The sequence below is a fragment of the Streptomyces sp. UG1 genome (assembly GCF_049974585.1).
Classification (GTDB): Bacteria; Actinomycetota; Actinomycetes; order Streptomycetales; family Streptomycetaceae; genus Streptomyces.
On record NZ_JBNGGG010000050.1, the window covers coordinates 40,753 to 65,338 of the forward strand.

Here is a 24,586-nt window from a genome sequence, read left to right on the forward strand (position 1 = left end):
CCGCTCTGCGGGTCGGGGGCGCTTTCGTGTGGCGGCTCGCGCTTGGGCGGGGTGCTCAGTCCCGGAGGTAGGGCCGGTGCCAGTGGCGTTCGCTGAGGACCTTGGTCCACTCGGCTTCGAGCCGTTCCCGCTTGTCGTCAGGCAGGTCGTCCAGGGTGGGGCGGAGTCCCTCGATGATCTTTGCTACCTCCTGCGAGTCGCGCCGGACAGGCAGGCCGAGGTGGTGGGCGATCGTGCGGACGGTCATGGTGGGTCCTCTCGATCCAAGATATTGCGCGGACTGCGCTCCCTGCCCACGTGCGTCCACGGAGGCCGGGCGCAGCACTCACACGTCCATACTGCGCGCCTACCCCGACCAGGTCGTAGTCGTACGGCGCTCAAGGCCCGGCTCGCGGGTGCGGGGTGCGGCGAGCTGACTCACTCTGGGTTTCCCATGATCACCCGAGAGTGAGGAAAGTCATGCGTCGTCCCTTTGCCCGGGCGCTGGCCCGGCCGCTGGTTCTGGCGGCCCTGGCGACCGCCATACCGCTGGTGTCCGCCGCCCCTGCGGCCGCCGACAGCATCGTCGTCGGCGGGTTCCCGGTCGATGTGTCCGACAGTCCCTGGACCGTGGCGCTGTCCAGCCGTGACCGGTTCGGGGGTACGCGGGCGGGTCAGTTCTGCGTCGGTGTGGCGGTCGGCCGGTCCACCGTGCTGACCGCGGCCCACTGTCTGAGCGAGGAGGTCCTGGGCACGTCACCGGACCAGGTGCGCGACTTCAAGGTCATCGCGGGCCGTTCGGACCTGCTCTCCGGCCGGGGGCAGGAGATCCGGGTCCGCGACACCTGGGTGAACCCGCACTACGACACGGACACCAACGCCGGCGACTTCGCCGTGGTGAGCCTCGCCCGGCCCCTGCCCGCGAGCGCGGTCATCGGGATGGCGCGCGCCGGCGATCCCGCCTATGTGCCGGGGACGCAAGCCCTGGTCTACGGGTGGGGGGATGTCACCGGCGCGGGCGACTATCCGCGCGGTCTGCGGGCCGCACGCGTGCGCGTACTGCCCGACGGTCTGTGCAGGCAGGCGTATCCGGGCGACGGTGACGGCAGGTATCTGGCCGGCAGCATGCTCTGTGCCGGGGAGCGGCTGGGGGGCCGGGACGCCTGCCAGGGGGACAGCGGAGGGCCGCTGGTCGCCCAGGGGAAGCTGATCGGGCTCGTGTCCTGGGGCAACGGGTGTGGCCGCGCGGGCAGCCCCGGCGTCTACACCCGGGTGTCCGAAGTCGTACGGAGCATGGGGTGGCGGGCCGTGGTGCGGGAGCGCTGAGGGCTCGCGAGGGCATGAGCGCGGGCGGTCGCCCCTGCCCTTTCAGGGACGACCGCCCGTCAACCGGCCTGTGCCGGAGCTGGCTCGTCGTGGACGCGAGGTGTCAGCGCTCTTCCTCGGACGCGGACGCCGGAACGGACGTCAGCCGCTCCGTCTCGTCCTGTATCTCAGCGGCGATCTTCTTGAGTTCCGGCTCGAACTTGCGGCCATGGTGGGCGCAGAAGAGCAGTTCTCCGCCGCTGAGCAGGACGACGCGCACGTATGCCTGTGCGCCGCAGCGGTCGCAGCGGTCAGCGGCCGTCAGCGGGCTCGCGGGGGTCAGAACAGTAGTCACGTCGCCTCTTCTCTAGCTCGACGAGCTGTCGTACCAGGGTCAACATCCAACCAGCCCCAAAACGTTCCCGCTCGCGGCTTCTCCCAGAGAGAAATTTTTCTTCCGAGGCGGCTGGCTGCTGCCGGCTTTGGCGGCGAATGTGCCGTATTGCGTCTCTGTCGTGCTTACGGTTTCGCGCTGTTGGTCAAGGTCGGTCCTCCCGGCTGGCTTGCCGGTTTGTTCATGAGGACGTGCCCGGAGCCTAAATGGTTCATGCCTGGAAGGGAACGTGATATGTACTTCACCCCATCGAGGGATCGAACAAGTATGCGATCCTGGACTACTCTGTGTTTCGCACGAGGGTGGCGTTACAACGGCTCTACCAGGCCTCGGTACCCTCTTGACGGCGACCGAAGCCGCGCCCTTACCCATCAGGGCGTCACCTGAAATTCAGCGAGGAGCGAACCGCGTGACCGCCGAGACGTCCGTGCCGTCCACAGCGCTGCTGGCAGGAGCAGACCGGGACGGTTCCAACTACACCGCGCGGCACCTGCTCGTCCTCGAGGGGCTCGAGGCCGTGCGCAAGCGCCCGGGCATGTACATCGGCTCCACCGACAGCCGCGGTCTCATGCACTGCCTCTGGGAAATCATCGACAACTCCGTCGACGAGGCCCTCGGTGGCTACTGCGACCACATCGAGGTGATCCTCCACGACGACGGGTCGGTGGAGGTCCGGGACAACGGCCGGGGCATCCCGGTCGACGTGGAGCCCAAGACCGGCCTGTCCGGCGTCGAGGTCGTCATGACCAAGCTGCACGCCGGCGGCAAGTTCGGCGGCGGCTCGTACGCGGCCTCCGGCGGTCTGCACGGCGTGGGCGCCTCCGTGGTCAACGCCCTGTCCGCGCGGCTGGACATCGAGGTGGACCGGGGCGGCCACACCCACGCGATCAGCTTCCGGCGCGGCGTTCCGGGCGCCTTCGCCGCCGTCGGCCCGACGGCGAAGTTCGAGGCCAAGAGCGGCCTGCGCAAGGCCAAGAAGATCCCCAAGACGCGCACCGGCACGCGCGTGCGCTACTGGGCCGACCGCCAGATCTTCCTCAAGGACGCCAAGCTCTCCCTGGACAACCTCCACCAGCGCGCCCGTCAGACCGCGTTCCTGGTCCCCGGCCTGACCATCGTCGTCCGTGACGAGTTCGGCCTCGGCGAGGGCGGCAGCAAGGGCGAGGAGTCGTTCCGCTTCGACGGCGGGATCAGCGAGTTCTGCGAGTACCTGGCCACCGACAAGCCCGTCTGCGACGTCCTCCGCTTCAGCGGCCAGGGCACCTTCAGGGAGACGGTCCCGGTCCTCGACGAGCACGGCCAGATGACGCCCACCCAGGTCACGCGCGAGCTGGGCGTCGACGTCGCCCTGCGGTGGGGCACCGGCTACGACACCAACCTCAAGTCGTTCGTGAACATCATCGCCACCCCCAAGGGCGGCACTCACGTCGCCGGCTTCGAGACGGCCGTCACCAGCACCCTGAACGAGGTGCTGCGCACCAAGAAGATGCTGCGCGTCGCCGAGAACGACATCGTCAAGGACGACGCCCTGGAGGGCCTGACCGCGGTCGTCACGGTCCGGCTCGCCGAGCCGCAGTTCGAGGGCCAGACCAAGGAGGTCCTCGGCACCTCGGCGGCCCGACGCATCGTGAACACCGTGATCTCCAAGGAGCTCAAGGCGTTCCTGACGTCCACCAAGCGGGACGCTGCGGCACAGGCGCGCGTGGTGCTCGAGAAGGCCGTCGCGGCCGCCCGTACGCGCATCGCCGCCCGCCAGCACAAGGACGCGCAGCGCCGCAAGACGGCCCTGGAGTCCTCGTCGCTGCCCGCCAAGCTCGCCGACTGCCGCAGCGACGACGTCGACCGCAGCGAGCTGTTCATCGTCGAGGGAGACTCCGCGCTCGGCACCGCCAAGCTCGCCCGGAACTCCGAGTTCCAGGCGCTGCTGCCGATCCGCGGCAAGATCCTCAACGTCCAGAAGTCGTCCGTGACCGACATGCTCAAGAACGCCGAGTGCGGCGCGATCATCCAGGTCATAGGAGCGGGATCCGGCCGGACCTTCGACATCGACGCCGCCCGGTACGGCAAGATCATCATGATGACCGATGCCGACGTCGACGGCTCCCACATCCGCACCCTGCTGCTGACGCTGTTCCAGCGCTACATGCGGCCGATGATCGAGGCGGGCCGGGTGTTCGCGGCCGTGCCTCCGCTGCACCGGGTCGAGCTCGTCCAGCCCAAGAAGGGGCAGGAGAAGTACGTCTACACGTACTCCGACCGTGAACTGCGGGACAAGCTCATGGAGTTCGAGAGCAAGGGGATCCGGTACAAGGACTCCATCCAGCGGTACAAGGGTCTCGGTGAGATGGACGCCGACCAGCTCGCCGAGACGACCATGGACCCGCGCCACCGCACGCTGCGGCGGATCAGCCTCACCGACCTGGAGGCGGCCGAGCGGGTCTTCGATCTGCTGATGGGCAACGACGTGGCGCCGCGCAAGGAGTTCATCTCCAGCTCGGCGGCTACGTTGGACCGCTCTCGCATCGACGCGTAGCCGCTGCGCTGGGCTTGGGGCGCGTTTTGGCCTCGGCTTCGCCTTCGGCCCTTTTGGGTTCCCACCCGCACCGCCCGTGCGGCTTTCGTCGTCGGGTGCGGGTGGCCCCTGTGGGGGTTCTCGCCGTCGGCGGGTGCGGGGCATCTGAGCATGAATCACCTGATGGGGTGAAGCGCGCTGAGAAGCCGTGTCGGTGGTCTTTCCGTTCTGTCCATGCTTGGGCATGCACTCAGACGATCCCTGGTACGACGCCCTCGCCTCCGGCTGGGGGGAGTTGGACGGTACGGACGTCCCCGAGGCCGCCTCACCGGCCGCGGGGGACGTGTACCTCGAGGTGCAGCGCAGTGCGGCGTTCCGGGAAGTGCGCGGTCGGTACCGGAGGTTCGTGGTGCCGGCGGTCGCCGTGTTCCTGTCCTGGTACGTGGCCTACGTCGTGGCCGCCACGACCGCGCCGGGGCTGATGGCCCGGCCCGTCGTGGGCGCGGTCAACGTCGCGATGCTCGCGGGGCTCGGGCAGTTCCTGACCACCTTCCTGTTCACCTGGGCCTACGCCCGCCACGCCCGGCTGCGCCGGGACCGGTCGGCGCTCGAACTGCGCTGGCAGACCCAGGAGTTGACGCGCGTAGCCAAGGGCGGTGCCGCATGACGGACGAGCATCAGAGGCTGGCGTTGCTGCTGTTCGGCGTGTTCGTCGCCGTCACGCTGGCGATCACGACCTGGGTGAGCCGCAGACGGCGGGGCTCCGCCGAGGAGTTCTACGCGGGCGGCCGGCTCTTCACACCGATGGAGAATGGTTTTGCCATCGCCGGTGACTACATGTCCGCGGCGTCCTTCCTCGGCATCTCCGGGCTCATCGCCCTCTTCGGGTACGACGGGCTGCTGTACTCGGTGGGCTTCCTCGTGGCCTGGCTGGTGGTGCTCTTCCTGGTCGCCGAACTGGTCCGCAACTGCGGCCGGTTCACACTCGCCGACGTGGTCGCGGCGCGGATGAGGGAGCGCCCCGTGCGGATCGCGGCGGGAACTTCCTCGGTCACCGTGTCCGTTCTGTATCTGGTGGCGCAGATGGTGGGCGCGGGCACCCTGGTCGCGCTGCTGCTCGGGGGCGAGGGCGAGGCGGCGCGGGCCTGGGCCGTCATCGGCGTCGGCGCGCTCATGGTGATCTATGTGTCGATGGGAGGGATGCGGGCCACCACCTGGATCCAGATCGTCAAGTCGGTCCTGCTGTTCGGCGGCGCCGTCGCGTTGACGGTTCTCGTGCTGCTGCGCTTCCACGGCGACGTCGACCAACTGCTGCTCACGGCCGCCGAGCGCAGTGGACACGGAAACGCGTTCCTGGCGCCCGGCTTGAAGTACGGCGATGACTGGACGGCCCGGCTGGACTTCATCAGCCTCGGCCTCGCCCTGGTGCTGGGCACCGCCGGGCTGCCGCACATCCTGTCCCGCTTCTACACCGTGCCCACCGCCCGAGCGGCGCGGCGCTCGGTGGTCTGGGCGATCGGGCTCATCGGCGGCTTCTACCTGATGACCATCGTCCTGGGCTTCGGCGCTGCCGCGATCGTCGGGCCCGAGGCCGTGCGCGGGTCGAACGCGGCCGGGAACACGGCGGTTCCCCTGCTCGCCCTCGACCTCGGCGGCGGCGCGGACTCCACCGGAGGAACGGTTCTGTTCGCGGTCGTCGCCGCCATCGCCTTCGCCACGATCCTCGCGGTGGTCGCCGGAATCACGCTCTCCTCCTCGGCCGCCGTGGCTCACGACCTTTACGCCGCACTACGGCGCCGGGGTGCCAAGCCCCGCAGCGAGGTGGCCGTGGCGCGGGTCGCCGCGGTCGGCATCGGCGTGGTCGCGATCGGCCTCGGACTGCTGGCCCGGGACCTGAACGTCGCGTTCCTCGTGGGGCTCGCCTTCGCCGTCGCCGCGTCCGCCAATCTGCCCGTGCTGCTGTACTCGCTGTTCTGGCGGGACTTCACCACACGCGGGGCCGTCTGGGCCGTGTACGGCGGCCTGATCCCGGCCGTGGCGCTCGTCGTGCTGTCACCGGTGGTCTCGGGCAGCCCCGAATCGCTCTTCCCCGAAGCCGACTTCCAGTACTTCTCCCTGCGCAACCCCGGCCTCGTCTCGATCCCGCTCGGCTTCGTCGCGGGCTGGCTCGGCACCGTCACCTCCGCCGAGGCCCCTGACGCGGCCAAGCACGCGGAGACCGAGGTGCGGTCGCTGACCGGCGCGGGAGCCGTCTAGGCGGCCGCCGGCGCCCGCACGGAACGGGCTCTCGCCGACGGAGCCTTCACTGCCGTACGACATCCCCGTCGCCGTATGGGCGGAGCATCCGCGCATGACATCCACGGGCGGCTGATATTTGGGCGGCCGGAATCCGTATGAAGAGGAGGGCACGGTTCCTTCCCCCGCCCCCACGGGCCGTGCCTCAGGCGCGGGTCGCCCACACGTAACGGTGTTCCGGGCGGCCCGCGTCCCCGTACTTGAGGGTGAGGCGGGCCCGTCCCGTGCGTTCCAGGAGCTTCAGATAGCGCTGGGCGGTCTGGCGGCTCACCCCGGTCCGCTCGGCGATCTCCTGGGCCGACAGAGGGCCTTCGGCGTTCATCAGGGAGCGGCGCACGAGTTCCGCGGTGGTGGGGGAGTGGCCCTTGGGCAGATCGGGCTCCGACGGTGCGGACAGGGCGCCGAAGATGCGGTCCACCTCGGCCTGCTCCGCCTCGCCGCCGCCGTCGAGGGTGCGGCGCAACTCCGCGTACGCCTCCAGCTTGGTGCGCAGACCCGCGAAGGCGAACGGCTTGACCAGGTACTGCAGCGCCCCGTACCGCATCGCCGCCTGCACCGTGGACACGTCCCGCGCCGCCGTCACCATGATCACGTCGGTCTGGTGGCCGCGCCGGCGCATCTCCTTCACGACCGCAAGCCCCGTCTCGTCGGGCAGGTAGTGATCCATGAGGACCAGGTCCAGCTGAGGCAGTTCCGCCACGCGGCGCAGCGCCTCGGCCGCGCTGTGCGCCTCGCCGGCCACGTGGAAGCCCGGCACCTTCTCGACGTAGGCGGCGTTGACCCGCGCCACGCGCGTGTCGTCGTCCACGACCAGGACCTCGATCATCGCGACTCCTCCTCGGCGACGGTGTGCGGATCCGACGGCATGGTGAGGGCCGGTTCCAGGGCGGGCTCGGCGAGCGCCTCGGGCAGGACGACCGTGAACTGCGCGCCGCCGCCGGCCGCCTCGCCCACCGTCGCGCTGCCACCCTGCCGTTCGGCGAGCCTGCGCACCAGGGGGAGCCCGATGCCCCGCTCGCGATGGGCCGGGCGCTGCTTGGTGGACCACCCCTCGGTGAAGATCAACTCGCGCTGCTCCTCGGGGATTCCCGGCCCCGTGTCGCGCACCCTGAGGGTCGCGGTACGCCCCTCGGACCGCAGTTCCACCTCCACGCGCGCGTGCGGCGTGCCCGCGACGGCGTCGAGCGCGTTGTCCACCAGGTTGCCGACGATCGTGACCAGCCCCCTGGGGTCGATCAGCCGGTCCGGGATACCCGTGCGGTCCGACAGGCGCAGCGCGACGCCGCGCTCGGCCGCCACGGTCGCCTTGCCGACCAGCAGGGCGGCCAGCAGCGGGTCCTGGATCTTCTCGGCGACCTGCTCGGCGGTGGCCCGGTGGTCGCCGACCACCTCGCCGACGAACTCCACCGCGTCGTCGTACATTTCCAGCTCGAGCAGCCCCAGGAGCGTGTGCATACGGTTGGCGTGCTCGTGGTCCTGGGCGCGCAGGGCGTCGATCAGGCCGCGCGTGGAGTCCAGCTCCCGGCCGAGCTGCTCCAGCTCGGTGCGGTCGCGCAGGGTGGCGACGGCGCCGCCGTCGTCGGTGGGCATGCGGTTGGCGACCAGGACGCGCTGACCGCGGACCGTGAGCAGATCGGTGCCGGTCACCCGGCCGGCCAGCACATCGGCCGTACGGCCCGCGCCGAGCGCCTCGTCCAGGGAGCGCCCGACGGCCTCGTCACCGATGCCCAGCAGGCGCCGCGCCTCGTCGTTGAGGAGGCGGATACGGCCCGTGCGGTCCAGGGCGACGACGCCCTCCCGGATGCCGTGCAGCATCGCCTCGCGCTCCGCCAGCAGCGCCGAGATGTCGGAGAAGGCCAGGTCGCGGGTCTGCCGCTGGACCCGGCGGGAGATGAGCCAGGCGGCCAGTGCGCCGACCGCGAGCGCGCCGCCCGCGTACGCGAAGAGCCCGGGGATGGCGTGCAGCAGACGGGCCCGCACGCTGTCGTACGCGATGCCGACCGAGACCGCCCCGATGATCTTCCCGTCGCCGTCGCGCAGCGGCACCTTGCCGCGCGCGGTGCGGCCCAGAGTGCCGCTGTCGATCTGCATGACCTCATGGCCGGCCAGAGCCTGGCCCGGGTCGGTCGAGACGAGCCTGCCGATCTCGCTCGGCGTGGGGTGGGACCAGCGCACCCCGCGCCGGTCCATGACGACGATGTACTCGGCCCTGGTGGCCTCGCGGATGCGCTCCGCCTCCCGCTGGACCGGGCCGCCGGCCGTCGCGGGCGTGCTCTCCAGATCCTCGGCGATCTGCGGCTGGACCGCGGTGGTCTGCGCGATCGACAACGCGCGGCGCATCGCCTGGTCGTCCAACTGGTCGCTGAGCGGCGCGAGGAACAGGCCGGTCGCGAGCACCGCGACTCCCGCGGCGATCGCCACCTGCATCAGCAGTACCTGCTCGAACATCCGCCGGGGCAGACCGAGGCGCAGGCGACGGGCGGGGGGAGTGGGGCTCATACCCCTGACGGTACGTGGGCGGGCCCGAGCACCCGTAGCGGGGTGTGACGTGTATCTCCTGATCAACGTGGGTGTGGCGGGTCCATGTGGGGTGAGCCGGATGCTGTGGGTGGGCTCGCGAGAGGACTCCGGGCGGGCTCGTGACGTGGAGTCGGCGGTGGCCGCTCAGCCCGCGAGTGCCGGTGCCATCGTGATCGTGAACTCGCGGACCGCCATTACGTCCATCCGCGCGGGCGAGCCGAGCGCCGAGCCACAGCTCTCGGGGCGGGGCGGCAGGGAGGCGCCCTGGGCCACGCTGACGCGCCAGCGGCGGCCGTCCACGTGGGCGACGGTCACTTCCCACCGCGGGGCCGCGCCGTCCGTCCGCACGACGCTCAGCGCCTCCGCGGCGTCCTCGCCCGTCGCCCTGCGCACCGCCAGCTCGGCCGCCTGGCCCGGCCGCTCCCAGGCGGAGTTCCCACGGCAGCCCTCGACGACGATTCGGCCGTCCTGGACGCCGTGCAGGACCTCCTTGACGGCGTGGGCCTGCGCCCGGCCGTACGCGTAGCCGTACGGCAGCACCAGCAGCGTCGGGGAGAAGCGATGCCCACCCAGATGGGTGACCTCCCAGACGCCGTCCACACCGGAGGCGGCCAGCTCGGCGGCGAGCGGGCGTCCCAGGAGGGCGCAGCAGCGGTCCCGCTTGCCGTTGGTGCAGACAAGGGCGAGCGGGTCGCCTGTGTGGGGCCGGCCCTGGAGAACCGAGTCGAAGGTGTGGTGGTCGCCCATGCCGAGGGCGGCGAAGTCCAGGTCGAGCAGTCGCTCGGGGGCGCTGATCGTGGCGGCGTGCAGCCAGACGTTCCCGGGGACGGTGTGGGCCACGTACACCTGGCGTTCGGCGAGCCGTCCGCAGTCGGCGTGCCGGCCGGGGCGGCGGATCAGCGCGACGCGTACGCCCGTGCCTTGCGCGGCCGCCTCCAGGGCGCGGCCCAGCGCGGGATCCAGGTGGCTCTGGGTGAGCGCCTTGGCACCCCATGGACCGGGCTGCTCCAGCAGCAGCCAGGTCGTCGCGGTCGCCGCGGTCCCCGCGATGGGCTCGTCGAGGTCCTGCGAGACGGTTGAGCACGTACTCACAGAGGTGAGCCTAACCTGACTTGAATGGCGGTGACTTGCCGAGGGGGCTTCCATCCCGCTGCCGCGGGGTCGGCGCGTCCTACTCGGGGAGCGGCTGCGGCGGCTTCGGGCCCGTGTAGTGCCCGCTCGGGCGCATGCGCAGCGGTCGCTCGCCGTACTCCTCCAGGGCGTGTGCGATCCAGCCCGCCGTACGGGCCACGGCGAAGATCGTCTCGCCTGCCGTGGCGGGCATGGCGCAGGACGCGGTGAAGACGGCCAGGGCCAGGTCGACGTTGGCGTGCAGCGGGGTGTGACGGGCGGCCGTGGCGACGATGTCGTGGGCCGCGGCGAGGGCGGGCTCGCAGCGGGGGATCTCCTCCAGGAGGCCGAACAGGGCACGCGCGCGTGGGTCCTCGCCGGCGTAGAGCCGGTGCCCGAGCCCCGGGATGCGCCGGCCGGCCCGCAGCTCCTCGGCGATCACGGGACCCGCGTCGCCCCGGTCGAGCACCTCCGTGATCAGCTTGTGGGCGAGTCCGCTGGCCGCGCCGTGCAGTGGGCCCTCGAGCACGCCGAGCCCGGTGGAGACGGCCGCGTAGGCATGTGCGCGGGCCGACGCGGCGACGCGCACCGCGAGGGTCGAGGCGGCCAGGTCGTGGTCGACGAGCAGCGCGAGCGCCGTGTCCAGCACCCGCAGCGTCGCCTCGTCGGCGGCCCGCCTGCTGAGCCGGCTCCACAGGCGCTCGGCGAGTGAGCCCTCGTCGTGGTAGCTGAACCCGGTCGGGGTGAGGGCGGCGACCAGGGTGGGGATGAGGATGCGGGCGGTGCCGAGCACCGACTCCTCGGACAGGTCGAAGCGCAGCGGGTCCGCCGTCGCGGCGGCGATCGCCGCGATCCGCAACCGGTCGGTGGGGTCGGCGTGTTCGGGCAGGGCGTCGACGGCGCGACGGGCGGCGGCGACGGAGGGCCCGGGGGCGGAGAAGGTGACGCCGCGACGCAACCGGCCGGTCCACAGCCACTCGGCGACCTCTTCGTAGGAGTGCCGGGCGGCCAGTTCGGTCGCGTCCACGCCCCGGAAGTAGTAGCGGTCGGTGTCGATGAACGTCAGGCGGGTGCGCACCGACAGCTCGCCCCCCGATCCCGAACCGCCCGTGCCCTCCCGCTTGTTGCGCCGGGCGAGCGTCTCGACCTCCTGCGCGTCGAAGGTGCTGCCCCGGCCGCCGGGCGCGCGGCGGCTGCTGAGGTGACCGCGGCTGACGTACGCGTACACGGTCTCGGGCTTCACACCGAGCAGTTCGGCGGCCTCCTGGGTGGTCAGCCGCCGCCCCGCGGGGCCGGGTTCTTGATCGCGCATGGGGTCACCGTATCCAGGACGCTGAACATTGATCCTTGTATTGACTCAATCAATATTGACAGAGAAATAGTCAAGCATAGACAGTCAAATCAAGTTCAGGGAGGAAATCATGTCCGTCAACAGGTCAGCAGCCGCGCTCGTCGACGTGCCGCGTGGACTCGCCGGTGTCGTCGTCACCGACACCGAGGTCGGCGACGTCCGGGGTCTCGAGGGCTTCTACCACTACCGCCAGTACTCGGCCGTCGAGCTCGCACGGACGCGCCCCTTCGAGGACGTCTGGCATCTCCTCGTCCACGATGAACTGCCGGACGCCGAACGCGCCGCCGCCTTCGCCGCCGAGACCGCCGCGCTGCGGCGGCTACCCGACGGAGTGCGGGCGGCCCTGCCCGCCATCGCGGCGGCGAGCGGACGCTCCGGCCCGCTGGCCGGCCTGCGCACCGCGCTGTCCCTGCTCGGCGCGGCGCGGGGCTTCCGGCCGGTGTACGACATCGACGCCGACCAGCGGCGCCGGGACACCCTCGTCGCGGCCGCGGCCGTACCGACGCTGCTCACCGCACTGCACCGGCTGGGTGCCGGACTTGATCCTGTTGAGCCGCGTGAAGATCTGTCGTACGCCGCGAACTACCTGTACATGTTGACGGGTTCGGTACCCGATACGGGGCGGACGCGGGCGATCGAGCAATACTTGATCTCGACCATCGACCATGGATTCAATGCGTCAACCTTCACGGCGCGTGTCATCACCTCCACGGGTGCGGACGTCGCGGCCTGCCTCGTCGGTGCCGTGGGCGCGCTGTCGGGGCCGCTGCACGGCGGGGCGCCCAGTCGTGCGCTGGACACGCTGGACGCGATCGGCACTCCCGACCGCATTGACTCCTGGATCCGGGAACGCGTCCTCGCCGGCGACCGCATCATGGGCTTCGGCCACCCCGTCTACCGCACCGAGGACCCCCGCTCCCGGATGCTCCGCGAGATCGCCGAGAGCTTCGGCGGTTCGCGCGTCGAGTTCGCGGTGGAGGTCGAACGGCGGGTGGAGGCGATCCTCGCCGAGCTGAAGCCCGGCCGCGAACTGCATACGAACGTCGAGTTCTACGCGGGCGTGGTCATGGAACTCTGCGGTCTGCCGCGGGAGATGTTCACGCCCACGTTCGCCGCGGCGCGGGTCGTGGGCTGGAGCGCCAACATCCTGGAACAGGCACAGGACTCGAAGATCATCAGGCCGGTGGCGCGGTATGTGGGGCCGGGGGCGCCGGTGGCGGTGCCAAGGCATGCCTGAGGTGCGGAGGCTGGCATCGGACGGGCGGTGCCAGCCCCCGGCGGGACCTCACTCAGGTGGCTGTTTCAGGCATCGGGTTCAAGCATCGGGAATGTCCGCCTTGGCGCGGATCAAGGTCTCGCGCGTGATGACGACGATGCGCTCGTAGTCCGCGCGCGAGGCGTCGGAGGGGAGGTCCGGGTCCAGCGAGTCCGTGGCGTCCGTCCCGATGACCGCGAAATTACCATCGGCTAGTTCGAAGATGTCAGGGCAATTGCCTCCTCCTGTGCTCCCCCGGTGGCTTGGGGGGACGCCGATCCGACGGATGATCTGACTCACTGTTGCTTACCTCTGATTCACGGCTGAAGAACTGGCGCACGATGGCTGCAGGCGGGAGGCTGCCCTGTGGGGTGCACTCGTCATCCGGCGGCGTGAGTGACGCTCTTGTGGAGTCGCTCTACGCGATCGCGCCGAGTCAACCCCAGTGGCGTCTGGGACAACTGGGGACTTCACCTGTTCGTTATCGCCCGCCGGTGTGATTTCTGCACGCGCGCCTTGCCGTCTTGGCCCCTCGTGTCACTTTCGCCAGAACAGATGGTGCGTCACGCCGCTCGGGGAGGGGACGACCTCGAGATGGAACCGGTCGAGCAGTTCGTCCGGCGACTCCCAGAGGCGGAGGCCCGACCCCAGCTTCAGCGGCGCGACGGCTACGTGCATGGTGTCCACGAGGTCGGCGTCGAGGGACTGCCGGACCGTGGTGACCCCGCCGCCGAGTCGGACATCCTTGCCCTGCGCCGCCTCCCGCGCCCGTTCGAGGACCGAGACCGGGCTGCCCTCGACGAAGTGGAACGTGGTGTCGGAGAGCGTGAACGAAGGACGCCTGTGGTGAGTCATGACGAACACCGGGGTGTGAAACGGGGGCTCGTCGCCCCACCAGCCGCGCCAGTCATGGTCCTGCCAGGGCCCGCGCTGAGGGCCGAACTTGTTGCGGCCCATGATCTCGGCGCCGATGTTGCGTGCGAAGTCTCGCGTGAAGTAGTCGTCGAGGCCACGGCTGCCTCCGGGGTCGGTGCGCATGGGCCAGCTCGCCGTGGCGCCGGCCCAGGAGAACAGCCGCTCGGGGTGCACGGCGTGGCCGAACGGGCTCTCGAGGCTCTGGTCCGCACCGGCACCGATCCCGTCGCTCGAGACGCAGAAGTTCATGACTCTCAGTAGCTGATCCATGGTCTTTCCCCATCCGGTCCTGGTCGCGATCGCGTGGGGCGAGGTGCCCCACGTCATCACGTCGAACGGGATGGGGCCGGATCGACAGCGGCCCGCGAGTTTTTTTCGAGCGGGCCTGGCGAGCCCTTCCGGTCACTGGTCGATCGGCGGCTCTCCGACCACCCACCATTCCTCGACGTCCGCGTCGTCGAGCTGACGGAGCAGATCGTCGACCATACGGCCCAGGTCCGCCTCGTCCGAGTCCTCGGGAAGCGTGGCCCGCTGGCCCTGCGTCGCGAACCAGTACTCCTTGACCACGGGATTCTGCAGCAGCCCCCGGACGCGCCCGAAGAACTCCTCGCGGCTCAGATTGCCGATGCGGTAGTAGAACAGCAGATTGGTGTACAGGGCATTGGCGAAGAGGTACTGCCGCCGCTTCTGCGGCGACGCCGGCACTTCGAAGATGTCCAGCACCTCGGCCAGCTCCGGGCTGTCGATCGCCTTGCTCAGCAGCTCCCAGTGCAGATGCTGCTGGTTGGCCAGGTTGCTGTGGCGGTGGGTGTGCGCCACCTGTTCTTCCATGTGCTCCAGGCGTATGCGCAGCGAGTCGAGCGTACGGCGCTGCGCGGCCACGCCGGCCAGGGCTCCTGTCACCAACCCCAAGCCCGCGGCCGCGACCGTACCCAGCCCTCGTATCCCATTCCTCCGTGTGGCCATGTCAACCCCCGAATCAGGCGGCCGTCCGCCGGTCGTCGGGGTGCGGGTCGACTTGAGGGGACCGGCGAGCGGTGGGCGGCGCTTGCCGTCTCCCAGAGTGCCGAGCGGCTCTGATCGGCGGGGAGGCGGAGAGGAGGCGCACGGAGGGAAGCGAGGGTCGCACGCCCCGGCGCCTTGCCCAACGTCTGCCCGGCAAGTGCTGCTAACAATCGTTCACTTCTCGGTGATTCTTCCCGCTCGTATCCTGGGTCGGCATTCGAAACCTCGTATGTGCGCCGAGCCGCGAGCCGGTGCACCCGTCGGCGTGAGAAAGGTCGCACGTTGAGCCAGCCGCATCCCGGTCCGCAGCAGATTCCGGTCGTCGTGCTCGCCGGATTCCTCGGTTCCGGAAAGACGACCCTGCTCAACCACCTCCTCCACCGCAGCGGAGGCACCCGCATCGGCGCCATCGTCAACGACTTCGGCGCCATCGAGATCGACGCCATGGCCGTCGCCGGCGCGCTCGGCGACTCGACCGTCTCGCTCGGCAACGGCTGTCTGTGCTGCGCGGTCGACGCCAGTGAGCTGGACGTCTACCTGGAGCGGCTCGCCCGGCCCGGCACCGGCATCGACGTCATCGTCATCGAGGCCAGCGGGCTCGCCGAACCCCAGGAACTCGTGCGCATGCTGCTCGCCAGTGAGCATCCGGGCATCGTCTACGGCGGTCTCGTCGAGGTCGTCGACGCCGCCGAGTTCGACGACACACGCGCCAAGCACCCCGAGATCGACCGGCATCTCGCCCTCGCCGACCTCGTCGTGGTCAACAAGCTCGACCGGGCGGCGGACGGTGAGCGCGTCCTCGGGCTGGTGCGCGATCTCGCCGCCCGCGCGGCCGTCGTCCCGGCCACCTACGGCCGTGTCGACCCCGAGTTCCTCTTCGACTGCCGGCCCAGCGAGGAGCGCATCGGGCAGCTCTCCTTCGACGACCTGCACGAGCACACCGGCGACAGCACTGAGGACCACCACGGCCATCTGCACACCGCCTACGACAGCCTGTCCTTCGTCTCCGAGGCGCCCCTCGACCCGCGCCGGCTGATGGCGTTCCTGGACAGCAGGCCGGAGGGGCTCTACCGGATCAAGGGGTACGTCGACTTCGGCCCGCACGACGCCGCGAACCGTTACACCGTGCACGCCGTCGGGCCGTTTCTGCGCTTCTACCCGGAACCGTGGGCCGACGCCGGCACCCGCCTGACCCAGCTCGTGCTCATCGGCTCCGGCATCGACGCGTCCGCCCTCGGCAAGGAGCTTGAGGGCTGCAAGAGCGACGCCCCACACACCGCCGACGAGCACGGCATGTGGGGCGTTCTGCGCTATGTACGTGACCCCGAGGGGGCGGAGGAAGGCGCCGTCGAGGAGGGCTAGACCGGCCCCGCCACCACCGACACCGTCTTCGCCAGCGACACACCCGAGCCGTCACGGCGCGGGTCGATGTCCGGCAGGTCGGCCGGAGAGCCGTTCTTCTGCGCCGCCTTGGCCGGGACGGCGCCCGCCCAGGCCAGGGACAGACAGTCCTCGCCCTTCAGGAACCGCTGGCAGCGCACGCCGCCCGTGGCGCGCCCCTTGCGCGGGTACTGGTCGAACGGGGTCAGCTTGGCCGTCGTCTGGACCGAGTCGTCCAGCGTGCCGCGCGAGCCCGCGACCGTGAACACCACCGCGTCGGCCGCCGGGTCGATCGCCGTGAAGGAGATGACCTTCGCGCCCTCGGCGAGCTTGATGCCCGCCACGCCGCCGGCCGCACGGCCCTGCGGGCGGACCTGCGAGGCCTGGTAGCGCAGCAACTGGGCGTCGTCCGTGATGAAGACAAGATCCTCTTCACCGGTGCGCAGCTCGACCGCGCCGACGATCCGGTCGCCCTCCTTGAGGGTGATGACCTCCAACTCCTCCTTGTTGGACGGATAGTCGGGCACCACACGCTTGACGACACCCTGTGCCGTGCCGAGCGCCAGGCCGGGGGAGGACTCGTCCAGGGTCGTCAGGCAGACCACGGTCTCGCCGTCCTCCAGGGAGACGAACTCCGACAGCGGCGCGCCGCCCGCGAGATTCGGTCTCGACGCCGTCTCCGGCAACTGCGGCAGATCGACGACGTTGATCCGCAGCAGCCGGCCCGCCGAGGTCACCGCGCCCACCTCGCCGCGGGCCGTGGCCGGCACCGCCGAGACGATCACGTCGTGCTTGGAGCGCTTGGCGTCGGCGGCGTCCGCGAAGGGATCGCCGTTCGCCGTACGGGCCAGCAGATCCGTCGAGGACAGCAGCACCCGGCACGGGTCGTCGGCCACCTGCAGCGGCACGGCGGCCACCGGGGTGCCCGCCGTCTCCAGCAGGACCGTACGCCGCTGGGTGCCGAACTTCTTGGCCACCGCGGCCAGTTCCGAGGAGACCAGCTTGCGCAGCTCCGCGTCCGACTCCAGGATCCGGGTCAGCTCCGCGATCTCCTCGTTGAGCCGGTCCTTCTCCGCCTCCAGCTCGATGCGGTCGTACTTGGTGAGCCGGCGCAGCGGGGTGTCGAGGATGTACTGGGTCTGGACCTCGCTCAGCGCGAAGCGCTCCATCAGGCGCTGCTTGGCTTGCGCGGAGTTCTCGCTGGACCGGATCAGCCGGATGACCTCGTCGATGTCCACCAGCGCGGTGAGCAGGCCCTCGACCAGGTGGAGGCGGTCGCGGCGCTTGCCGCGCCGGAACTCGCTGCGGCGCCTGACGACCTCGAAGCGGTGGTCGAGGTAGACCTCGAGCAGTTCCTTGAGGCCCAGGGTGAGGGGCTGGCCGTCGACCAGCGCGACGTTGTTGATGCCGAAGGACTCCTCCATCGGCGTCAGCTTGTAGAGCTGCTCCAGGACCGCCTCCGGCACGAAGCCGTTCTTGATCTCGATGACCAGACGCAGGCCGTGCTCGCGGTCGGTGAGGTCCTTGACGTCGGCGATGCCCTGGAGCTTCTTCGAGCCGACCAGGTCCTTGATCTTGGCGATCACCTTCTCCGGGCCGACCGTGAAGGGCAGCTCGGTGACGACCAGGCCCTTGCGGCGGGCGGTCACCGTCTCGATCTCGACGGTGGCGCGGATCTTGAAGGTGCCGCGGCCCGTCTCGTACGCGTCCCGGATGCCGGAGAGGCCGACGATCCGGCCGCCGGTGGGCAGGTCGGGGCCCGGGACGTGCTTCATGAGCGTGTCCAGATCCGCGTTCGGGTGGCGGATCAGATGGCGGGCGGCCGCGATGACCTCGCCGAGGTTGTGCGGCGGCATGTTCGTGGCCATACCGACGGCGATGCCAGACGCGCCGTTGACCAGGAGGTTCGGGAAGGCGGCCGGCAGCGCCACCGGCTCCTGCTCCTGGCCGTCGTAGTTGGGGGTGAAGTCGACCGTGTCCTCGTCGATCGACTCGGTCATCAGGCTTGTGGCCTGAGTCTGCCGGCACTCGGTGTACCGCATGGCGGCCGGCGGGTCGTCGTTGCCCAGCGAGCCGAAGTTGCCGTGGCCGTCGACCAGCGGGACGCGCATCGAGAAGGGCTGGGCCATGCGCACCAGGGCGTCGTAGATCGACGCGTCGCCGTGCGGGTGCAACTTACCCATGACCTCGCCGACGACGCGGGCGCACTTCACATAGCCGCGGTCGGGGCGCAGGCCCATCTCGCTCATCTGGTACACGATGCGGCGGTGCACCGGCTTGAGGCCGTCGCGGGCGTCCGGCAGGGCGCGTGAGTAGATGACCGAGTACGCGTACTCGAGGAAGGAGCCCTGCATCTCGTCGACGACGTCGATGTCGAGGATCTTCTCCTCGTACGAGTCGTCGGGCGGCGGGGTCTTCGTGCTGCGGCGGGCCATCGCTGCCGGCTCCTTGCTGAGGCGTGGACGGATCTGACGCGGACCATTGTGGACCGAGGCACTGACAACCACCGACCAGGATCCGATGTCGGGCGTTCGGCCGGTGTCCGAGAAGTGTCGCCGACACCCGGCCCGACCGGTGACCGAGGGGTGTGTTCGGGGACCAACCGGCCCGGTCGACCCGGTGCTTGCCGCCCGAGCGAGATCGCGCCGGCCGAGTCCCACCTGTCACCGGAGCACCACCGCCTGGACCGAGCACCGGCCGGTGAGCGGCCCGCAGGCGCCGTACCCGGGGCCCCGAGGGCACGGGTGCGGCGGCCCGGGCGGCAAGCTCACGCCGCGCGACCGTTCACTCGCCGGAGTGATCGCCGGGCACTGTGCGCGGACAGGCCCACCCCGGCGCCGACGGCCGCGTGCCCGCTGCCGTACGACGGCACGCGCGTGCGTACGGCCCCCCACCTGCCGCCGACCGTCGCCGGAGGTTCCGCAGGGGCGAGCCGTGCCCGAGCGCTGTCCTTCTCGGCGCCCCTGCCCACCTCCGCCCCGCCCGCATCCCCCACTCTCCACCCGAGGCGTTCTGACCGGGAACTTCGCCGACCCTTCGGACGCTGCATACAGTGGCAGGAACTGAGCGCGAATCCGCTCGGCACAACGCAGTGCACGCGACCGGAAGGACACCTTGCCCATGGGTCACACGGCCACACCGGAGGCACAATCCGGCGGCCTCACCGCGACGGAGCACCGCCTGGCCAACGGCCTGCGCGTGGTGCTCTCCGAGGACCACCTCACGCCGGTCGCCGCGGTCTGTCTCTGGTACGACGTCGGCTCCCGCCACGAGGTCAAGGGCCGTACCGGACTCGCCCACCTCTTCGAGCACCTGATGTTCCAGGGATCGGGGAGCGTGAAGGGCACGGGTCACTTCGAGCTCGTCCAGGGCGCGGGCGGCTCGCCGAACGGCACCACCAGCTTCGAGCGCACCAACTACTTCGAGACCATGCCCGCCCACCAGCTCGAGCTCGCGCTGTGGCTGGAGGCCGACCGCATGGGCAGCCTCCTGATGGCGCTCGACCAGGAGAACCTGGACAACCAGCGCGACGTCGTCAAGAACGAGCGCCGCCAGCGCTACGACAACGTCCCGTACGGCACCGCCTTCGAGAAGCTGACCGCGCTGCTGTACCCCGACGGACACCCGTACCACCACACCGCGATCGGCTCGATGGCCGACCTGGACGCGGCGAGCCTGGAGGACGCGCGCGCGTTCTTCCGCACCTACTACGCGCCCAACAACGCCGTCCTGTCCATCGTCGGCGACATCGACCCGGAGCAGACGCTCGCCTGGGTCGAGAAGTACTTCGGCAGCATCCCGTCCCACGACGGCAAGCCCGCACCGCGCGACGGCTCGCTGCCCGACACCATCGGCGAGCAGCTCCGCGAGGTCGTCGAGGAGACCGTCCCCGCGCGCGCGATGATGGCCGCCTACCGCCTCCCCCATGACGGCACACGCGAGTGCGACGCCGCCGACCTGGCGCTGACCGTCCTCGGCGGCGGCGAGTCCTCCCGCCTGTACAACCGGCTCGTGCGGCGCGACCGTACGGCCGTCGCGGCCGGCTTCGGACTGCTGCGCCTGGCCGGTGCGCCCTCCCTGGGCTGGCTGGACGTGAAGACCTCCGGCGATGTCGAGGTCCCCGTCATCGAGGCCGCCGTCGACGAGGAGCTCGCCCGCTTCGCCGCGGAGGGTCCCACCGCCGAGGAGATGGAGCGCGCACAGGCCCAGCTCGAGCGCGAGTGGCTGGACCGGCTCGGCACGGTCGCGGGCCGCGCCGACGAACTGTGCCGGTACGCCGTCCTGTTCGGCGATCCGCAGCTCGCGTTCACCGCCGTCAAGCGCGTCCTCGACGTCACCGCCGAGGAGGTCCGGGCGGTCGCCAAGGCCCGGCTGCGTCCCGACAACCGCGCGGTGCTCGTGTACGAGCCGGTCGCCGACGAGGCCGAGGAAGCGGAAGCCGCCGCCACCGACGGCACCACCGAGGAGAACGAGGAGTCGGCGCAGTGACCGAGCTCGCCAGCATGGAGTTCCACCCGCAGCCTCAGGCCGGCGCGCCCCGGCCCTGGGCGTTCCCGGCGCCCGAGCGCGGCAAGCTCGACAACGGCCTGACGGTCCTGCGCTGCCACCGCCCCGGCCAGCAGGTCGTCGCCGTCGAGGTGCTCCTGGACACGCCCCTGGACGCCGAGCCCAAGGGCCTCGACGGCATCGCCACGATCATGGCGCGCGCCCTGTCCGAGGGCACCGACAAGCACACCGCCGAGGAGTTCGCCGCCGAGCTGGAGCGCTGCGGCGCCACCCTCGACGCCTACGCCGACCACCCCGGTGTCCGCGTCAGCCTCGAGGTGCCCGTCTCCCGTCTGCCCAAGGCGCTCGGCCTGCTCGCCGACGCGCTCCGGGCGCCCGCGTTCGCCGACGCCGAGGTCGAGCGCCTGGTGCGCAACCGGCTCGACGAGATCCCGCACGAGCTGGCCAACCCCTCGCGCCGGGCCGCCAAGGAGCTGTCCAAGGAGCTGTTCCCGCCGACCTCGCGCATGTCCCGCCCGCGCCAGGGCACCGAGGACACGGTCGCCGGCATCGACTCCGCGGGTGTACGCGCCTTCTACGAGCGGCATGTACGGCCCGCCACGTCCACCGTCGTGGTCGTCGGCGACCTCACCGGCGTCGACCTCGACGCCCTGCTCGGCGACACCCTGGGCGCCTGGACCGGCTCCACGGGCGAACCGCGCCCCGTCCCGCCGGTGACCGCCGACGACACCGGTCGCGTCGTCATCGTCGACCGCCCCGGCGCCGTCCAGACACAGTTGCTGATGGGCCGCGTCGGACCCGACCGGCACGACCGCGTGTGGCCCGCGCAGGTGCTCGGTACCTACTGCCTCGGCGGCACCCTCACCTCCCGTCTGGACAAGGTCCTGCGCGAGGAGAAGGGCTACACCTACGGTGTGCGCGCCTTCGCCCAGGTGCTGCGTTCCGCGCCGGACGGCACGGGCGCGGCGATGCTCGCCATCAGCGGCTCCGTCGACACCCCGAACACCGGCCCCGCCCTGGACGACCTGTGGAAGGTCCTGCGCGGTGTCGCCGCCGAGGGGCTCACCGACGCCGAGCGGGACTTCGCGGTGCAGAACCTCGTCGGGGTGGCGCCGCTGAAGTACGAGACCGCAGCGTCCGTGGCGAACACACTGGCGGACCAGGTCGAGCAGCACCTGCCCGACGACTACCAGGCGACGCTGTACCGGCAGCTCGCCGCCACCGGCACCGTCGAGGCCACCGCGGCCGCCGTGAGCGCCTTCCCGGTGGACCGTATGGTGACGATCCTGGTCGGCGACGCGGCCGAGATCCGTGAGCCCGTCGAGGCCCTCGGCATCGGCGAAGTCACCGTCGTGGCGGCCGAGTAGCTCACGAGCCCGGCGCCGGACGCCGGCACGCGCGCGTAGGGGCCCTGGTGACGAAAGAGTCACCAGGGCCCCTTTATGCCCGAATTGGGGAGAGGTTGCCTGTCTGGCCTGTGGGATGCGCTACAAAAACCCTGATCCGTTTGGGGATTGAGAGATGTCCCGCTTAGCGTCTTCCGGGCTGTCCGTCAGGCAGTGCGCCGCACCCGCGGCACCGGACAGCCATCGCCGAGTCCCCGTACGGCGCGAGCCAGGGGAGCCGGGGACCCACCCGAAGTCCCTGGGGTGAATCGGGCGCCCGCGCAGCCGCGAGGGGGTCCGTAGGAGACCTTCCTGCTCCGAACCCGTCAGCTAACCCGGTAGGCGAGAGGGAAGGAAAGGACCAGCCACCACATGGCGTTCACCTGCGCCACCGGGAAGAGCCGCCCCGCCGGGAAGCATCGCCGGCCCAGCCGGTTCGAGCGCACCACGGCCCGCGCGGCCGGCGCCGCCGCGATCACCGCCACCGGCGTCATGGGCACCCTGGCAGCTCCGGCGCTGGCCGCCGAGTCCGCCGCGGAGCAGACCGGCCTCATCCCCGTCATCACCGTCGACAACTCGATCGCCGACCAGCTCGACGCCCAGGCCGCCGCCCAGGAGCGGGCCGCCGAGGAGGCCGCCGCCGCGCAGCAGGCCGCCAAGGAGGCCGCGCGCCTCAAGGCGGCCGAGAAGGCCAAGCAGGAGCGCGAGGCCAAGGAGCGCGCCGCCCGCGAGGCCGAGCGCAAGCGCCTGCTGTCCTACGTCGCCCCGATCTCCGGCTCGTACATCTCCACGGGCTACAAGTCCGGCGGCGCCGTCTGGTCCTCCGGCAGCCACACGGGCGTCGACTTCCACGCCGCCACCGGCACCTCCGTCCACGCGGTCGGCTCCGGCACCGTCGTGGAGGCCGGCTGGGGCGGGTCGTACGGCAACAACATCGTGATCAAGATGAACGACGGCATGTACACCCAGTACGGTCATCTGTCGTCCATAGGCGTCTCGGTGGGCCAGACCGTCACCCCGGGCCAGCAGATCGGCCTGTCCGGCGCCACCGGCAACGTCACCGGAGCGCACCTGCACTTCGAGGCCCGCACCACGCCGGAGTACGGCTCCGACATCGACCCGGTCGCCTACCTGCGCTCGCACGGCGTGAACGTCTGACGCCCTCGCGCCAGCCCCCGAAGCCCCGGGCCCGTACGCCGGGGCTTTCGGCGTTTCCGAGCGATCGCCTGACCAAAAAATATCCATGGATTCCGGCCCGCCGTCGGAAATTCCGGCCGGTTGCAATAGAGTCACTGGGAACACGTCATTCGTCGACGTTTCACGGGGATTAAGGCGGAGGTCGCTCATGCGTATTCCGGCGCATTCGGTGTGCACGGCGATCCGGGACGACATCGTCGCCGGTGTCTACGAGCGCGGCAGTCGGCTCACCGAGGAACTGCTCGCGCGCCGCTACGGCGTCTCCCGCGTCCCCGTGCGCGAGGCGCTGCGCACCCTGGAGGCGGAGGGCTTCGTGGTGACCCGGCGGCACGCGGGCGCGTGCGTCGCCGAACCCACCGAGCAGGAGGCCGCCGACCTGCTGGAGATGCGCACCCTCCTGGAGCCGCTCGGCGCGGCCCGGGCCGCCCAGCGGCGCACCGAGGCCCATCTGAAGGTCCTGCGCGGCCTGGTCAGGCTGGGCCAGGAGCGGGCCAGGCGGGGAAACAGCGACGACCTGCGCTCCCTGGGCGGCTGGTTCCACGAGACGCTGGCCCAGGCCTCCGGCAGCCCCGCCCTGACCTCGATGCTGACCCAGTTGCGGCACAAGATCGCCTGGATGTACTCCGTGGAGGCGCCGGTCAACCCCGTGGAGTCCTGGACCGAGCACGGCGCGATCGTGGACGCGGTGGCGCGCGGCGACGGCGAACGCGCCCGCGCGATGACGGCGCTGCACACCGAGCGCACGCTGTCCGCGCACCGGCTGCGCTTCGGCTCGGGCGGCGAGCGCACGGAGCGTGTGAGGAATTCGCAACATGCCGTAAACATGTCGAGCCTGCGGCATTAACACGGGCGCCGTATACAAAGAGCAGATATTCGGCGGCGGTGAATTCACGCTGCCCTTTTTCGGGTGCGCCGCCGCTGTGCCGTGAATTCCGGCGACGTCCGAACGAAAACAGCGAAGCCGCGCCCGCCGGAAAGGCGGACGCGGCTTCACCGCTTGTTTGCGGAGTCCCGCTCAGGTCGTTCAGACCGTCTCGGGCAGCTCCTCGAGGCCCTCGGAGACCAGCTTCGCCAGACGGTCGAGGGCGACGTCCGCACCCTCGGCGTCGGAGGCGAGGACGATCTCCTCGCCGCCCTGGGCGCCCAGGCCCAGGACGGCGAGCATGGAGGCCGCGTTGACGGGGTTGCCGTCGGCCTTGGCGATTGTCACCGGGACGCCTGCGGCCGTGGCGGCTCGGACGAAGATGGAGGCGGGGCGGGCGTGGAGGCCCTCGGCCCAGCCGACGTTGACGCGGCGCTCAGCCATGTGATGCTGCCCTTCGGTGTTCAGGGTTGTCTAGACCAGTTTCCCACACTCGTGAAGCATGCCGGAACGGGACGAACGTCCCCTCCCAAGTGACCGTCGGGTCGCGGCCTCGACCCGCCGTGACGTCCTGAACAGACTGCCCCGCGCCGTTGTCGGACGCGAGCCGTACTC

Annotated in this window: 21 protein-coding genes and 1 riboswitch; of the genes, 10 read left to right on the top strand and 11 right to left on the bottom strand. The window is 70.8% G+C overall.

What is annotated here, in order from left to right:
* Positions 1–55 precede the first annotated feature (55 nt).
* On the bottom strand, positions 56–247 hold the full coding sequence (locus tag ACP4J3_RS41940; RefSeq protein WP_194039924.1) for a hypothetical protein: 192 nt from the start codon (positions 245–247) through the stop codon (positions 56–58).
* Between the two features lie 212 nt (positions 248–459).
* Here ACP4J3_RS41940 and ACP4J3_RS41945 point away from each other — a divergent pair, with 212 nt between their 5' ends.
* Entirely contained in the window at positions 460–1,305 is an 846-nt protein-coding gene (locus ACP4J3_RS41945) for a S1 family peptidase (RefSeq protein WP_426541989.1), read from the top strand.
* A gap of 103 nt (positions 1,306–1,408) precedes the next feature.
* Here ACP4J3_RS41945 and ACP4J3_RS41950 read toward each other — a convergent pair whose 3' ends face one another.
* Positions 1,409–1,639 (bottom strand): DUF7455 domain-containing protein, encoded by a 231-nt coding sequence (locus ACP4J3_RS41950; protein ID WP_030945102.1) that lies wholly within the window; start codon positions 1,637–1,639, stop codon positions 1,409–1,411.
* A 448-nt stretch (positions 1,640–2,087) separates the two neighbouring features.
* Between ACP4J3_RS41950 and ACP4J3_RS41955 the strand changes: the two genes are divergently transcribed.
* From ACP4J3_RS41955 to ACP4J3_RS41965, 3 genes are all read left to right on the top strand, one after another.
* Positions 2,088–4,211, top strand: a complete 2,124-nt coding sequence (locus tag ACP4J3_RS41955) for a DNA gyrase/topoisomerase IV subunit B (protein ID WP_426541992.1) — start codon at positions 2,088–2,090, stop codon at positions 4,209–4,211.
* Between the two features lie 223 nt (positions 4,212–4,434).
* Positions 4,435–4,857: a DUF485 domain-containing protein gene (locus ACP4J3_RS41960; protein WP_426541994.1), complete on the top strand. Its 423-nt coding sequence runs from the start codon at positions 4,435–4,437 to the stop codon at positions 4,855–4,857.
* Positions 4,854–6,446, top strand: a complete 1,593-nt coding sequence (locus tag ACP4J3_RS41965) for a solute symporter family protein (protein WP_426541996.1) — start codon at positions 4,854–4,856, stop codon at positions 6,444–6,446. Before ACP4J3_RS41960 ends, ACP4J3_RS41965 begins: the two co-directional genes overlap by 4 nt.
* Positions 6,447–6,630: 184 nt before the next feature.
* Here ACP4J3_RS41965 and ACP4J3_RS41970 read toward each other — a convergent pair whose 3' ends face one another.
* From ACP4J3_RS41970 to ACP4J3_RS41985, 4 genes are all read right to left on the bottom strand, one after another.
* A complete protein-coding gene (locus ACP4J3_RS41970; RefSeq protein WP_426541998.1) occupies positions 6,631–7,311 on the bottom strand; it encodes a response regulator in 681 nt (226 codons plus the stop codon).
* Entirely contained in the window at positions 7,308–8,984 is a 1,677-nt protein-coding gene (locus ACP4J3_RS41975; RefSeq protein WP_426542000.1) for an ATP-binding protein, read from the bottom strand. Before ACP4J3_RS41975 ends, ACP4J3_RS41970 begins: the two co-directional genes overlap by 4 nt.
* A gap of 165 nt (positions 8,985–9,149) precedes the next feature.
* On the bottom strand, positions 9,150–10,097 hold the full coding sequence (locus ACP4J3_RS41980; protein WP_426542002.1) for a sucrase ferredoxin: 948 nt from the start codon (positions 10,095–10,097) through the stop codon (positions 9,150–9,152).
* Positions 10,098–10,176: 79 nt separating this feature from the next.
* Complete coding sequence (locus ACP4J3_RS41985) at positions 10,177–11,427, bottom strand: citrate synthase (RefSeq protein WP_426542004.1); 1,251 nt, start codon at positions 11,425–11,427, stop codon at positions 10,177–10,179.
* A gap of 109 nt (positions 11,428–11,536) precedes the next feature.
* On the opposite strand from ACP4J3_RS41985, the gene ACP4J3_RS41990 reads away from it, so the two are divergent.
* A complete protein-coding gene (locus tag ACP4J3_RS41990; RefSeq protein ID WP_426542006.1) occupies positions 11,537–12,703 on the top strand; it encodes a citrate synthase/methylcitrate synthase in 1,167 nt (388 codons plus the stop codon).
* 78 nt (positions 12,704–12,781) lie between these two features.
* Here the strand turns inward: ACP4J3_RS41990 and ACP4J3_RS41995 are convergent, their stop codons facing one another.
* The 3 genes from ACP4J3_RS41995 to ACP4J3_RS42005 all read right to left on the bottom strand — a co-directional run bounded on the left by ACP4J3_RS41995 (position 12,782) and on the right by ACP4J3_RS42005 (position 14,539).
* Entirely contained in the window at positions 12,782–13,021 is a 240-nt protein-coding gene (locus tag ACP4J3_RS41995) for a hypothetical protein (RefSeq protein WP_190075068.1), read from the bottom strand.
* A 237-nt stretch (positions 13,022–13,258) separates the two neighbouring features.
* Positions 13,259–13,906, bottom strand: a complete 648-nt coding sequence (locus ACP4J3_RS42000) for a dihydrofolate reductase family protein (RefSeq protein WP_426542008.1) — start codon at positions 13,904–13,906, stop codon at positions 13,259–13,261.
* A 132-nt stretch (positions 13,907–14,038) separates the two neighbouring features.
* A complete protein-coding gene (locus tag ACP4J3_RS42005; RefSeq protein WP_426542067.1) occupies positions 14,039–14,539 on the bottom strand; it encodes a DUF6082 family protein in 501 nt (166 codons plus the stop codon).
* Positions 14,540–14,923: 384 nt separating this feature from the next.
* Here ACP4J3_RS42005 and ACP4J3_RS42010 point away from each other — a divergent pair, with 384 nt between their 5' ends.
* Positions 14,924–16,003, top strand: a complete 1,080-nt coding sequence (locus ACP4J3_RS42010; RefSeq protein WP_426542009.1) for a CobW family GTP-binding protein — start codon at positions 14,924–14,926, stop codon at positions 16,001–16,003.
* On the opposite strand, the gene ACP4J3_RS42015 is transcribed toward ACP4J3_RS42010, so the two are convergent.
* Positions 16,000–18,456, bottom strand: coding sequence for a DNA gyrase/topoisomerase IV subunit A (locus ACP4J3_RS42015; protein WP_426542010.1), 2,457 nt, complete (start codon positions 18,454–18,456; stop codon positions 16,000–16,002). The genes ACP4J3_RS42010 and ACP4J3_RS42015 overlap by 4 nt on opposite strands.
* A gap of 685 nt (positions 18,457–19,141) precedes the next feature.
* Between ACP4J3_RS42015 and ACP4J3_RS42020 the strand changes: the two genes are divergently transcribed.
* From ACP4J3_RS42020 to ACP4J3_RS42035, 4 genes are all read left to right on the top strand, one after another.
* The gene (locus ACP4J3_RS42020) at positions 19,142–20,509 is read left to right on the top strand and encodes a M16 family metallopeptidase (RefSeq protein WP_426542011.1); all 1,368 of its coding nucleotides are present in this window, start codon (positions 19,142–19,144) and stop codon (positions 20,507–20,509) included.
* Positions 20,506–21,894, top strand: a complete 1,389-nt coding sequence (locus ACP4J3_RS42025) for a M16 family metallopeptidase (protein WP_426542012.1) — start codon at positions 20,506–20,508, stop codon at positions 21,892–21,894. Before ACP4J3_RS42020 ends, ACP4J3_RS42025 begins: the two co-directional genes overlap by 4 nt.
* Positions 21,895–22,107: 213 nt before the next feature.
* Positions 22,108–22,272, top strand: a riboswitch (cyclic di-AMP (ydaO/yuaA leader).
* A 12-nt stretch (positions 22,273–22,284) separates the two neighbouring features.
* Entirely contained in the window at positions 22,285–23,070 is a 786-nt protein-coding gene (locus ACP4J3_RS42030; protein ID WP_426542013.1) for a M23 family metallopeptidase, read from the top strand.
* A 187-nt stretch (positions 23,071–23,257) separates the two neighbouring features.
* Positions 23,258–23,953 carry a GntR family transcriptional regulator gene (locus ACP4J3_RS42035; protein WP_426542014.1) on the top strand — a complete coding sequence of 232 codons (696 nt, stop codon included), beginning with the start codon at positions 23,258–23,260 and terminating at the stop codon, positions 23,951–23,953.
* Between the two features lie 180 nt (positions 23,954–24,133).
* Here the strand turns inward: ACP4J3_RS42035 and ACP4J3_RS42040 are convergent, their stop codons facing one another.
* Positions 24,134–24,415 (bottom strand): HPr family phosphocarrier protein, encoded by a 282-nt coding sequence (locus ACP4J3_RS42040; RefSeq protein ID WP_184565564.1) that lies wholly within the window; start codon positions 24,413–24,415, stop codon positions 24,134–24,136.
* Positions 24,416–24,586 lie beyond the last annotated feature (171 nt).